General features: G+C 38.6%; 15 protein-coding genes. 5 read left to right on the top strand and 10 right to left on the bottom strand.

From position 1 onward, the window contains the following. Positions 1-101 precede the first annotated feature (101 nt). Positions 102-533: a histidine phosphatase family protein gene (locus tag HZC31_03230; GenBank protein ID MBI5002370.1), complete on the bottom strand. Its 432-nt coding sequence runs from the start codon at positions 531-533 to the stop codon at positions 102-104. Continuing rightward, entirely contained in the window at positions 530-1,090 is a 561-nt protein-coding gene (locus HZC31_03235) for a serine hydrolase family protein (GenBank protein MBI5002371.1), read from the bottom strand. Before HZC31_03235 ends, HZC31_03230 begins: the two co-directional genes overlap by 4 nt. Before the next feature lie 314 nt (positions 1,091-1,404). Between HZC31_03235 and HZC31_03240 the strand changes: the two genes are divergently transcribed. Further along, complete coding sequence (locus tag HZC31_03240) at positions 1,405-2,097, top strand: glycosyltransferase (GenBank protein ID MBI5002372.1); 693 nt, start codon at positions 1,405-1,407, stop codon at positions 2,095-2,097. Between the two features lie 14 nt (positions 2,098-2,111). Here HZC31_03240 and HZC31_03245 read toward each other — a convergent pair whose 3' ends face one another. The 5 genes from HZC31_03245 to HZC31_03265 all read right to left on the bottom strand — a co-directional run bounded on the left by HZC31_03245 (position 2,112) and on the right by HZC31_03265 (position 8,678). Further along, a complete protein-coding gene (locus tag HZC31_03245; protein ID MBI5002373.1) occupies positions 2,112-3,581 on the bottom strand; it encodes a glycosyltransferase family 39 protein in 1,470 nt (489 codons plus the stop codon). After that, a complete protein-coding gene (locus tag HZC31_03250; GenBank protein ID MBI5002374.1) occupies positions 3,554-4,273 on the bottom strand; it encodes a hypothetical protein in 720 nt (239 codons plus the stop codon). Before HZC31_03250 ends, HZC31_03245 begins: the two co-directional genes overlap by 28 nt. A gap of 1 nt (position 4,274) precedes the next feature. Next, entirely contained in the window at positions 4,275-5,570 is a 1,296-nt protein-coding gene (locus HZC31_03255; GenBank protein ID MBI5002375.1) for a glycosyltransferase, read from the bottom strand. Further along, a complete protein-coding gene (locus HZC31_03260; protein MBI5002376.1) occupies positions 5,552-7,003 on the bottom strand; it encodes a hypothetical protein in 1,452 nt (483 codons plus the stop codon). Before HZC31_03260 ends, HZC31_03255 begins: the two co-directional genes overlap by 19 nt. Positions 7,004-7,085: 82 nt before the next feature. Beyond that, a complete protein-coding gene (locus HZC31_03265; GenBank protein ID MBI5002377.1) occupies positions 7,086-8,678 on the bottom strand; it encodes a hypothetical protein in 1,593 nt (530 codons plus the stop codon). Between the two features lie 310 nt (positions 8,679-8,988). Here HZC31_03265 and radB point away from each other — a divergent pair, with 310 nt between their 5' ends. Then, positions 8,989-9,918, top strand: coding sequence for a DNA repair and recombination protein RadB (radB, locus tag HZC31_03270; protein MBI5002378.1), 930 nt, complete (start codon positions 8,989-8,991; stop codon positions 9,916-9,918). Between the two features lie 233 nt (positions 9,919-10,151). Here radB and HZC31_03275 read toward each other — a convergent pair whose 3' ends face one another. From HZC31_03275 to HZC31_03285, 3 genes are all read right to left on the bottom strand, one after another. Then, positions 10,152-10,751 carry a 30S ribosomal protein S2 gene (locus HZC31_03275; GenBank protein ID MBI5002379.1) on the bottom strand — a complete coding sequence of 200 codons (600 nt, stop codon included), beginning with the start codon at positions 10,749-10,751 and terminating at the stop codon, positions 10,152-10,154. A gap of 206 nt (positions 10,752-10,957) precedes the next feature. Then, the gene (locus tag HZC31_03280; GenBank protein ID MBI5002380.1) at positions 10,958-11,287 is read right to left on the bottom strand and encodes a TRAM domain-containing protein; all 330 of its coding nucleotides are present in this window, start codon (positions 11,285-11,287) and stop codon (positions 10,958-10,960) included. Between the two features lie 149 nt (positions 11,288-11,436). Continuing rightward, a complete protein-coding gene (locus HZC31_03285; GenBank protein MBI5002381.1) occupies positions 11,437-11,583 on the bottom strand; it encodes a hypothetical protein in 147 nt (48 codons plus the stop codon). A 114-nt stretch (positions 11,584-11,697) separates the two neighbouring features. Between HZC31_03285 and HZC31_03290 the strand changes: the two genes are divergently transcribed. The 3 genes from HZC31_03290 (at position 11,698) to HZC31_03300 (ending at position 13,103) form a co-directional block, all read left to right on the top strand. After that, entirely contained in the window at positions 11,698-12,213 is a 516-nt protein-coding gene (locus HZC31_03290; GenBank protein MBI5002382.1) for a hypothetical protein, read from the top strand. A gap of 2 nt (positions 12,214-12,215) precedes the next feature. After that, positions 12,216-12,647 (top strand): dUTP diphosphatase, encoded by a 432-nt coding sequence (gene dut, locus HZC31_03295; GenBank protein ID MBI5002383.1) that lies wholly within the window; start codon positions 12,216-12,218, stop codon positions 12,645-12,647. A 204-nt stretch (positions 12,648-12,851) separates the two neighbouring features. Then, a complete protein-coding gene (locus HZC31_03300) occupies positions 12,852-13,103 on the top strand; it encodes a hypothetical protein (protein MBI5002384.1) in 252 nt (83 codons plus the stop codon). Positions 13,104-13,105 lie beyond the last annotated feature (2 nt).

Here is a 13,105-nt window from a genome sequence, read left to right on the forward strand (position 1 = left end):
ACGTACACATAGTTGGTTCAACCGATTTAGAGGGTTATTGATTCGTTGGTCTAAAAGACCAGATGCTTACATAGGATTATTGCATCTCGCATGTGGAATAATTACATGGAGGTCAATCTAATGGGATAGGCTCTAAGAAGAGAAGTATAAAAACGAAGCATCCTTTGGAGAACATCGTGGTACGACTCTCCATTTTCAGGATGCATATCATGAAGAGAAATCTTATTATCTTGGGAATAGAGGCGTCTTTCTTCTCTTGGTCTCCCCTCAAAAACACCCCAACTTCTTTCTCGTAGATCTTTAGTATAAATTACAGGAACATGAGGATGATATTTGAGAATTTCTTTTGCAGTATCTTTTGTTCTTTCTAAATCACTGACATATGCGGTATCAATTTTTTCACTCTTAAGTCTTAATCCTACTTTGCGTGCCTGTTCTTTTCCTTTTTCGCTGAGTGTTCCATAAGATTGTCCCTGACAAATGCCAGTCGCATTCTCAACAGTCTCCCCATGCCTTACAAGAATCAATTTCATTTTTTCAAAACCTCTAAAACTTTTTCAAGCAATAAAGGAAACTGCTTATATCCACTTTTTTCATTAAAGTGCCCTGCATCAGGAATAATCAAGGGTGTCGTTCCAAGTGAAGCAGCAAGTTCTTTTGCGTAAGAAACAGGAACATATGGATCATTGTCTCCATGAAAAACAACAAATCTACAACAATTCTCTCGAATGCGATCCCACAAAAATGGATGATCTAAAAACGTTCTATTCACTGCGTCAAACTCATTATGAAGCAGAGAAGAAAATCCAGAAACAAAGAATGCGGCATGAATCTTGACATCAGATTGCTCAAGAAAACGAAGGAGAAACGCAGCACCAATGCTATGACCAATCACAACAGTCTCTTGAGTAATTTCAAGTTCATAGGGCAGAAACACTGCGCGCCAATTTTCGAGACTTTGTCCGTCAGGTGTGGGAAATGGCAGAACAAAAACAGTGTGACCTTTTTTCTCGAGCTCTTTCTTAAGCCAAGTATACCAATTCTCGTCGGGATTCCCAAAAGAGCCATGAATAATGAAGATAGTTGCCATAATGAAAGACTATAATGGAACAATATATACTTTTCCTTATCGCTATTTCTATTCTCTATCAGTACGCGCGCACCAACATAACAGAAGAATCGCTTAGAAAAGTCCTACACCACAATTCATCCTTTATGGAAATATAAAAAATAACAAAAGAATAGAAGTAATTCAAAGCCAACAGAGCGAATAAGAACAATAAAAAAAGAACAACAGTGTGGAGCGAAATTGGGGGTATGTTATCTTCATACTGCTACACACCGCTGAACTGTTATTTTCAAAGACGACAATGTTTATATATCTATCTTTTTTTCATTAATTTTATGGAGCAAAAACAAGAGTACAAAGATGTGACGATCGTTATTCCCACACTAAATGAGGAAAAAAACATTGAAAAATTGATCACGCTCCTCAAAAAAACATACAAAGGAATAACAATAATTGTCGTTGATGATGGGTCTAAGGACAACACCCAAACAGTCGCGAAAAAAGCAGGAGCGCAACTCATAGACAGAAGCGAAAAACCAATTCATGGATTGTGCATCAGTGTTATAGAAGGAATTCAGGCAGCAAAAACACAGTATGCGATTATCATGGATGGGGACATGCAGCATCCGTATGAAAAAATTGGAGAAATAGCAGAAAAGCTGCAGCATTGTGGCTTAGTTGTCGGAACGCGAGAGCAAGTATTGAATGATTGGCCGGTGCATAGAAGGCTGATGTCCAAGCTTGCAATTACACTCGGGCATCTGCGCTTAATGATTCGCGGAGTCTATTGTGAAGATATAGTCTCAGGTTTCTTTGGAGTCCAAACAAAAATATTCAAAGAAGTCATTGCAAAGAATTATGACAAATACGAGCTTGCGGGATACAAAGTGCTTTTTGACACACTCAAATATCTTCCAAAAAATACGAAAGTATACCAGTTGAAATATGATTTTGGATTGCGAGAAGCAGGGGCGTCAAAAATTAATTATCATCATGTTCTCTACTATTTCAGGTCATTATTCAAGTAATAAATAAACTGCTTTCATTTTACAAAAATTTCTCGTTCTACGCCATTCCATTCTTTAGAATAAACAAGAGTATGCGTTGCCGCAATTTCTTCATGAAGTAAAGAAATCTGCTCGAAACAAGCTGAATCTGTGCAGGGATAAAAGTCAGACGTAAAGACAACATATGACGCGTCATCTTTATACTTCTCATAAATCTCTAGAGCATCAGTGAGGTTATTATAATAAGGATACGCAAGAATGCCATCAGTGTAAGCACTAAAATACGGTTCAGTAGTAAGAATGTCGCCTTGAAAAGAATGCTGAGAAAAATAGCTATAATAGTCCTGCTCAATAAGAAGTACTTCTTCAGGATAAAATCGATATGCAAGCGTAAAGGTAGGAAGCAGAGAAAATGTAAAGAGCGGATAAAAGATGATCAGACAAAAGAGAAGTTTGCGTACAATTTTTCCTTGGGAAACTAAGGCAAGAAGTTGTTGTAAAAGGTGTCCAGCGAACAGCGCAAGGAGAGGCAGAAACAAAACAGCGAAGCGAAGTTGTTTGTTGACAATGCTGGTAAAATAAATAAAGAAGACAAACAAAGGAACAAAAAGAACAAGCTGCTTATTCTTATCACTTTTCGAGAAGAAAAGGGAAATGCATCCCAAAAAACCAAGAAGCAGCAAAGGATTATTTTGAATAATTTCAAACATATAATAAAAAATATTTTGCCAGACAGCAGAAACAGCATGCACAGCGTTGGAAGCGTGCCCCTCTGCAAGCAATAATGGTCGGAATACAGCGTCAAACACTGTTGCGCTGTGCGCTCTATACATGAAGTAGTTAAATATAAAAAAAGGAAGTTGAATTAAAAAAACACCAAACATAAAAGAAGCGCACTGGAAAAAAAGTTTCTTCCAGTGCCCAACATATTCAAGAACAGAAACAAACAGAAGTGCAGGAACAAGAAGTCCAGCGGGAAATTTAAACAAGAAGGCAAAGCTTGCCATGATGCCCACAAAAAATGTATGCTTCCCTCGAACAAGAAGGTAAATGCTGAGTAAGATAAAGAAGGTAGCAGGAATTTCAGTCATAATGCTGACGCTGCTTTGAAAAAACAAAGGGCTAAGAACAAGCGCAAGGCAAGCAAAAAATGCGCTTTCTTCAGAAAAGAGCTCTTTTCCAAGAAGATAAACTAAAAAGAGAACTCCAAGAGAAAAAAGAAATATGACTGTTTGATAAACAAACACCGTTCCAAGACCAAGCTTCCAAAATAATCCTAACACAAGAGGCAAACCAAGCGGTCGTATGGATTCAAACAATCCTTCTGTGCCTAAAGAATAAAGATATTTGCCCATGCTGATGTAGACTGCTTCATCCCAGTGAATATCATGATGTCTCATAAAAAGAAAAAAGACATGAAGTCCGAGAAAAAAGAGGAGAAGTAAAGAAAAGAGAAACAAGTATTTCTTCTCACGAATCATTGCGTTGTACTGTTGGAGAGCCATTGAGCGCACGCTTCTGGAGTTTCTTCATATTCCTGACACACAGCAGGCATAAGGACATTGACATCATGGAGTGCCACATAAAGCTCATCATTGACAACAATACTAGGATATGTGGTAATGTTGTACGCAGTCTTGAGAATTGCAATCATTGGCTCGTCAACGGTTTTCACGTTAAAAGAGAAGATAAGGAGTTTCTCTCCAAGTTCTTTTTTCATGTAGCTGAGAACAAAGCTTTGTTCATCGCAGGTAGGACATTCTTCTTCATCAGAGGAAAAGCTGAGGAGGGTCACAATGTCATGATCGCATATTTCTTTTGCTCTGTTTGCAAGAAGCCAGTAACGTACTTCAGCAAGGAAATATTCGCGTTCAAGAAGTTCAAAATCATCTTTTGCGAGCGTTGCGTCATCGCCGTAGGTTTCTATGCGAACGCGTGTCTTTTCTAAATCTTCAAGATTGGTGTAAAGTGTTTCATAAATTGCAGGACAGTTTTCTTTTTGTTCAAGAAGATTCAGATATTCATATTGCAATTGTGAAGAGCGAAAATCCAGTTCCTGTTCCACATATCTATTCTCCACATATTGGGTTCGCGCGTTTTCCATGACAAGACCTAAAAGAAGTCCTAACACAAAAATACCCGTTGTCGCGATAAGTGCGATGATATAGATTTCTTTGCTGATGTGTCGTTTTTCCATGTTACCACTGTTGTTTCTTTCGTCTGATGATGTCGTAGAAAACACCAACCCACACTGCCCCTAAAAATAAGAAGTAAAAGAGCATATATATGGTTATCGTTAAAATCCCATAGCGAAGAAGTCGCTCATTCGTGCGCACTTCAGATTTTCGCATGATATAAAGGGTAATAAGAAGCATGGTCGTCGCGACAAAGATCGTGATAAAGTTCAGATCCATAATACTAAAATTAAACTGAAAGTGCGTCAAAAAGGGAAGAAAATCAAAGTGCACAAAGGTGAGATAATAGATATTCTGGATATACGGTTTAAGCCCGTAATAAAGAGCAGTGCAGAAGAGAATAAGAGCAATTACTCCAGAGCAAAGCACAGTGGGCATCTGAATAAATCCAAAATCTCCGTATTGTTTGTTGAAAAGCATTTTTCTGTATTTAAGAACATTGAGCGTTGCTCCTTTAAACCAGCGATTGCGTTGCGTGTAAAGTTCTTTCACCGTCGATGGTCCAATGGTTAATACTTCAGGATCCATAAGTTGAACGATCTTATAGTTATGGAATTGAAGGCGCAACGCAATTTCTAAATCTTCAGTGATGTTGTTTTCATCAAAGTAGCCGATTTCACGGAGTGTTTCAGTGCGATAGACGCTAAACGGTCCAGGCGTGACGTGAACACAGTTGAGTTTTCCCATAAGTTCTTTGTAAAACATGTTAATGATGTATTCATACCACTGCAGTTTCTCAAGTGTATTTTTTGGATTGTGGACTTTGAGCGCGGGAAGCACAGCAGCAACACGATCATGAGTAAAGTGTGGAAGCATTTTTTGGAGCGCGTCTGGCGCGACAAACGAATCAGCGTCAAGGCAAACAAAATATGTTCCTTTTGCCTGGCGGAGCGCGTTGTTGAGGCCTGCGCCTTTTCCTTGGTTTTGTTGGGAAATAAGGCGAATGGTAAAGGATGAATTTTCCTCGATAAGCTGCTTTGCAATGGAAGCAGTCTTATCAACAGAACCATCATCAACAATCAAAAGTTCATACTTTTCTTTTGGATACTGAAGTGCAAGCACAGAACGAACAGTTCCTGCGAGAGAATCCTGCTCATTGTAGGCGGGAATGGTAATCGTGACAAAAGGCGTCTCGGTAAGTTTCTTTTCTATTTTATCGTCGCGGGTTATCAAAAATACAAGAAGCCAGAAGACTGCGAAATATAAAGAAAGAAAATATGTTGACCAAAGGAGAATCGTTGTAGCAATGTTCATGAGTATCAAAAATCCGCAATGAGGAGTCAGTACTGAACACTCCATATTGCAACATTATTGTTCTCGAAAACCTTTTTAAAGTTTTTCCCATTTTGAAGGACAAAAAGAAGTCCTTCTTCAGTAGAGCCCCAAACGAGGCCTGAGCTCATATCTGAAAAAACAACGACATAATCTATCTGATAATGTTCAAAGAGAGAAAGTGCTTCATCAATGTCTCGAGTGTGAAAGAGCCGTTGCACTTCTTCTACAATCAATTCATTCTCAGGTGCGGCAGCGGCAAGTTTATCATAAATAACTCGCCTCTCTGTCGTAGAAGAGACCATATTTGCGTATTTTTCTGAGGTAAGAATAATTGCGTTTTCGTAGCTGTTTTCTTTGAGCCAGAGAAGTGCGTCCATCATTTCAGGATTGGGATCGAGGGATGCGGTTCTGCTGATAGTGCTTGTTGCGGAGAAGATAATTCCCAGGACAATAAGGAAAACAGTAAGACTTCGGAGATTTTCCATTTTCCATGGTCTGCGAAGCAGAGAAAAGAAACCAGTCGTTGCGAAAAAGCTGAGAGGAAGAATGAGATATAATGAATAATAAGCAGCAGAAAATAAAGTAAAAAATAAAGCAGTGAGAATAAAGAAGAAAGAGGAAAGAGGAATTCGTGTCTTTCTTTCAGTCCAAAAAGCATAAATCCCAAAGGCGCTAATGAATAAAGCAAACACACTCATGCCAAATTTTCCTCCAAAATCAGAAAAGAGCTGTTGAAAAAGAGTAATGAGCGCTGGAAAAAGGATTTGAAGTTTCAGAGAGCTGAAAAAGAATTGCACGATCAGGCTGATCAGGAAAAAAACAGAGAGTAAATTGCTATATTTGGTTTTGGACACCAATTTTCCGAGAGAGAAGATGAGAAGGATAGTGAGAAGAATATGTGCAGATCCATAAAAGAGAATCATGCCAAAGAAAAGGGGGGCAATATATTGTGATCTGTCCTTTTGAATAAAAAAGTAACTTCCTGCTGCAAGGCAAAAGGTGATAAAAGTAAGGTTTGTCGCTTCTGTAAAGAGGGTGAGGAAAACGGGGTTGGTGAGGCAAAAAAGTCCTGCAAGAAGGTGTTGTTTAGGGTGTGAAAAAAAGAGTCCCAAAAGTTTGTAGAGAAAAAAGAGAGTTAGGAACCCAAGAAGCGCGGGAAGAAAAAGCGCGGCGATTTTATAAGAAAAAAGAGTTCCAAACAGACCAATGGCGAGGTCAAATGGATCAAAGTGAAACGGAACATCAAGAAGTAAAGAAGGGTTTTGTTTTGGAAATCCATTACTGAGAATATATTGACCTATGCGCATGTGAGAGTAAACAAGGTCTCCTGGTGGCCAGCTTTCAAAATGTTGAACTCTGTAAAGGGGTATAATGCTGAGTGTGAGAAAAGAGAAAAGAAAGAAAAGGACAAAGCTATACGATGTTTCTTTTGGAATAAAACGGGATGTTGTGGTCATGAATTACACCTTCATACTTTTATAGTTGAGGACACATTTTTTTGAACATTATTAATGTCCTCAACTATTCAGCCAAAGACTTTTATGTTCGCTTATTTATGTCTTTGGCTTTATCTTTCATTGGTTCAAAATGTTCTTTTTCTTCACAGGTACTTTCATACAAACGGACTTCTCCTGTATAAACCAGTCGGAAGCAATCATTGTCTTCATAAGGAAGAAATTCAATATCATAGAGTTTTTTTGCAGTAGGGGAGATGTAAATATATGTCGCGTTATATTTGTTCATAATTTTTGTGGCGACAGTCTTTGACTGTGTTGTGAAGAGCGTGTCAATATCGCGAAGACGTTGTCTTGCATCTTTAATTTGAAGGAAGTTTGAGTCAACAACGGTTCTTCGTTCTCCAAAATACTCAATATAATGTCCATCATCAACAAGGCTAAGAACAACAACATCAGGAAGCGTTATTTCAGGAAGAAAACTGAGGAAGACAATCTCTTTTGGAGTAATGGTCAAACTCACTTTTTCCATAGTATAGAGGACAGTAGGATAAACAGAGCTGATGATAAAGAAGAGGAACACAATACTAAAGAGAAGATGACTCCAGCCACGGACTTTTGTTTTCTGGATATACATGTGGAAAAGCATATAGCCATAGCCGGAGAGAAGAACGAGGAGAATGGAAAGGTACATGAGTCCTATGGTCCATTCAACGATTTTGAAAATAAGGAGTACAGAGGTGACGATGGCAATGCCAACAACAGGAAGTATTTTTTTCCGCTGTTCAGTGAAAATAGCAACATCCAGCGAGGTTGCAAATTTATTTCTAGAAGGGTCTTTAAAGAGAATATAATACACCACAAGAAGACCAAAAATAAGCGGAATAATCCCAATGTGAGAGATAGAGGAGATAATAGTAAAATCATAATAATATTTGTCCACTAGTTGTGGAGGAATATTTTGCCAGAGAATGCCAGCGCCATGTTCAAGAAGAGAGCGTTTGTAGAGAAGTAAATAATACCAGCAGGAGAGAAGCAAGGAAAAGAGAATAAGTTCTTTCTCTTCTGTTTTTGGAGTTATCCCATAGATGAGTTCAAGAAGAAGGTATGCGAGAAGGCCGAAGATAAGGAGAAAGACAGAAGGATCAAGAAGAATAAGGATGCAGAGAAGCACAGTTGAAAGCGTTGCGTATTTCTTTTCCTGTATTTTGTAAAAGCAAAATAAGAATAAGAAAGAAAGAGGAATAAGCAAAGATCGTGGGGAGAGGGAGTTCACGGTTTCGACAAAATAAACAGGAATAAATGCGGAAATTGATGCGCTGAAAAGCGCGATCTGTTTGTTGTGGGTGATCTCTTCAACAAGAACAAAGATGATCACGACAAGCGATGTCGCGAAAACATTGGGAATAATTTTTGTAATGTACCAGGTCGATCCAAAAGAAGTGAGCAGTGCAAAGATGTAATGAAATAAAGGAGAGAAAATAAAAAGTCTTCCAGAAAAACTAAGAGGATCATAAAATAAAGGAAGAATGTTTTCTTGTATTGCTTCAACATGCCGTAGATGAAAGTATGATTCGTCATCGCTGAAATACGGGCTGCTGAACGCAAAATAAAGTCTGATAGTCAGTGTGACTGCGAAGAGGCAGATGAGCAAAATATATGCGTGATCTTTTCTCATGAATATGTTCGAGTTGTTCAGATTTATAAGCTTTTATAGCGAACGAACCAAATTTTCGTATCAATAATTTCATATGTTCGTTCGCTTATTAGCTGACACACGAAATCACCATAAAAAATGATAATCATTTCGTTCGTCAGCTATACCAGTCTCCCCTTTCGGATAAACCGAAAAAAACATGCGAAAAAACAAAAATACCGAAATCTATTCGCGTTTTCCGAAAATCTTTCGGACTATCCGAAGACCTTTCGGAAAAGCGACCGATACTTAAATGAAAAACAACGTTCTACAAAAAGCAGAGGTGGTTTTCATGCCAACACTGCGAACAGTTTTAGGGATTGAGGAAATAACAGCGAATATTTTCAGTTTTTTACCGAGAATATCGGATAAGTACATAACAAAGTATTTAAACGCTCCAGCCACTACTGACACCATGGAAGATGTTCTTTTTCCGACAGGAACGCCGGTCTTTGATGCGCTTCTTTCAGGCTATGAAGGCGGCGTGCTCACTGCGCTGTATGGTCCTGCTGGAACAGGCAAAACAACAATCTGTCTTTTGGCGGCAATAGCTACGATTCGAGCAGGAAAAAAAGTAATTTTTGTGGATACAGAAGGAGGTTTTTCCACTGTTCGCTTTCAGCAATTGTTGCAAAGTGAAGCAAAAGAACAGTATCTGGAGAAAATATTTCTCCTTAAGCCAATGACGTTTGGAGATCAGACAAAAACAATTGCCCGTTTGCGGGAAGTAGTCAATGAAAAAATAGGGCTCATTATTGTGGATAGTGTTTCTTCATTATACAGAGTGGAAATCGCAAAGCATGAAGGAGTCAAAGCGATTAACGCGGATCTCGGACTTCAGTTATACTATCTGAGCAGCATCGCGCGAAAATACACCATTCCTGTTCTTGTCACAAGTCAAGTGTATGCGGATTTTGAAGAGCGGGATAAAGTGCGTATGGTTGGCGGGGATATTCTCAAGTATGGCGCGAAATGTTTGCTGGAGATTGAGAAATACAAAACAGTCCGAAAAGCGACAGTGATCAAGCATCGTTCGTTGCCAGAGCAGAGATCCGTTGTTTTCGAAATTACAGAAAATGGTTTCACTGCGTTTGAAGAGCCGAAGAAAATCGGAACTCCACACAATTTGCCGCAAAAAAAGAGTGTTTCTGAGGAGATTGCGGCAAGATTTCCTGAATTAAAAGACAAAAAAGAGTTTGAAGAAGCAGGGAATATGGGGTAAAACAAGAAGTACTAAAAATAGCTAAACTAGTTAAAACACGCACCAGCAAAGCAAATAAGGGGATTATTTGAGCGTACGACCGAACGGAGTGAGTGTCGTACTTGATCTCGCTTCCAATTGGCGAAAGAATTGACACAATTCATCTCTTTATTTATTAGTGAATAATACATAGAGATTCTAAATAACGGGAAGGCGAGTGAGGGAAGAAGAAAATAAAAAAAGAAAAAACAAGATTATTCCGCCGTAAATTCATCAATGCTGATAGGCATTTGATCGTCTGCTTGAATAACATTGCGTGCTTTCAAGTATTCTTTTGCAAGAACATAAAAGACTAAGCCAAGGCTTTTCTTTCCTTTGTTATTGCATGGTAAAACAAGGTCAATCCCATTAATTTGGTTGTTTGTATCACACAATGCAATGACAGGAATACCTACTTTGAGTGCGTCAAGAACAGCGTTTCTGTCAGGCCATGCGTCTGTAACCAAAATAACTTTTGTTTCCATGAATGTTTCAAGGTTTGGGTTGGTTAAGATTCCTGGTGGGTATCTCCCTGCGAAGAATTTTGCTCCAGTCGCTTTCCCGAAGAGTTTGACTGCGCGCCAGCCGTTTTCTCGTCTACTAATGATAAGAATGTCTTCTGGTGCGTATTGCGCGAGAAGGTTTGCGACAACGCGCAAGCGATCATTAATTTTTTCAAGGTTCAAAACGCTTAATCCATCTGGTCGTGTTTTGTAAATAAAACCAGCCATTTGTTTTGTTCTGAATTTTGTTCCGATGTGAATTCCTGATTTCAAGTATGCCTTGGAATCCACAAGCATGTTTTCTTCTGCCATAATATTCTCCTCACGTTTGTTTTTGGTAAAGTAATAAGAAATATTTCCTATTACTTCATATTCTCACCCTGAAGTGCCAGAAAAGTCCATACTAAGTATGCTTATCTTCTCTGTGGGTAATGAATAACTGAAATAAGGTTTGGTTTATAAATGTTTACAGAATTTTATAAGAAATAAGTAAAAAAATAAAGAAAAAAAGAACAAACTTATTGCTGTTCTTCTTGTTGTTGTTCGTCGCCGAAATCTTCGCTTTCTTCTCCCTGAGGAACTTCTTCCTCTTGTGGAGCAGCTTCAGCAGGTTGTTCTGAAGATGGTTCAGGAGTGCCTTGTGCTTCTCCGATAACTTCAGCAAATCCTACTTTTCGTAAGACTTTAGTTACTCTGATACGAACAGTATCGCCTTGTTTTGTGTTTGGAACAAAAAGTACGAATCCTTTTTTCTTGCAGATACCGTCTCCTTTTTCTCCAACTGCTTCGATGGTAACATCCATTTCTTCACCAACTTTCACTGGTGCGAATGATGCTCCTCCACCCATTGGGCTGCGTGGTCTGTTTCCAAAGCCGCCGCCATAACTACTTCTTCCTCTACTTTCATCATTTCCGTACATACTTTCACCTATCTAATTTGTTGCGCATAGCACGCTGAGAATGAGAATATATTCATTCTATATAAAGATTGTTGTGTTTAAGGACCGCCCCGTTTTCCTCTGTTGCGAATAGTTCGTGCGCTAAAGTCCGTTGACTTCTCAGAAACAGCGTTTGCAAGATTCTTGTTTCCAGAAGTTCCTTTAAATCTATTTTTTTCATCTGCTTTTTCTTTGTATGTTACCATGAAGAGCACCTCTTTTTAAATCTCTCTGTCCCTCTAAGCTTGGCTTCTATTTAAACTTTTCATTTTCAAGGTACAGTGATTAACTTTATAACTTGGGTGCGTTTTACATTTTTGATGATTGATCTCAAACAAGTGCAAAAGGAAATTGAAGCATCTCATCTTTTCCAAAACTGGAAAAAAGAGCAGCAGGGATACCTCGTTCATTTTTTTTGTATGAATGAAAAAGAAGTACAAGTGGGCTATTATGATGAGAAAAAGGATGTCATTGCAACATTTGTCAAAGCAGAAGAGATCACAAAAACAGAGGACAAAGAAATTTTCAGACAAGAAAAAAAGATTGCGCCTTTAGACATGCATAATGTAAAGATTTCCATGAAAGATGCAGAACAAAAAGCAGAAGCGCTCCAAAAGCAGAAATATCCAGGAGACCTAGTTTCCAAAAAAATAATTGTCTTACAAACTATCAACAACATTCCAACATATAATATGACACTCATCACAATGACCTTCAAGATGATAAATATTCGTGTGGATGCAGCAACAGGAAACGTGTTGGAAGAAAAAATGCAGCCCATTATGGATTTTGTGCAGACGATCGAGAAAGGAAACAAAGAGGGAAAGGGGGAATAACAATGAGAATAGAAATTGTAAAAACAGACAAAGAATTGCCAACACCAAAATATGCGCATCTTGGCGATGCGGGAATGGATTTGTATAGTGCAGCAGAATACACGCTTCAGCCAGGAGAAAGAAAATTAATTCCAACAGGATTAAAGATTGCAGTGCCCTACGGATTTGAAGTGCAGGTTCGTCCAAGAAGTGGATTAGCATTAAAACATGGAGTTTCTGTCGTAAACACGCCAGGAACAATTGATCATCAGTACCGTGGAGAGATGGGTGTTGTGCTCATTAACCATGGCAAAGAAGCGTTTGAGATAAAACGAGGAGAACGTATTGCGCAGATGGTTTTAAACAAAGTAGAATTTATGCATTTGGAAGAAGTGGAAGCGTTGACAGAAACAGATCGTGGAGCAGGTGGCTTTGGAAGTACAGGAGCGAAATAATTTACTTTTCTTTTTAACTTATTTTTTTCTTTGATCTTCTCATCACTCCAATCTGCAGTCTAGTAACTTCTCATTCACACCATGACCACAAAACACATACCAGCAACGATCACTACTGACAACGCAATCTATTATTAAGAAATATTCTAATCGTAAAAGCTAAGTAAGAAAAAGAATATAAACAAGCGAGATAAAGAAGCAATCATGAAAGCAGATCTCGAAGCAATCAAACAAAGAAATCAGCGAGTTGAAGTAGACAAAGCATGGGAAACTTCAACGACAAGAAAGATGGTAATAGGTGCAATGACCTACATCATAATCGTGATATTTCTATTCTTAATAGAAGCACCAAACCCATTTCTGAATGCGATTGTTCCAGTCATCGGTTTCCTGCTCTCCACCGCAACACTTTCATGGTGTAAAGAGAAATGGATACAAAGCCAAAAGAAGAGATAAGG

This window comes from Candidatus Woesearchaeota archaeon, from assembly GCA_016214075.1.
Classification (GTDB): Archaea; Nanobdellota; Nanobdellia; order Woesearchaeales; family DSVV01; genus JACRPI01.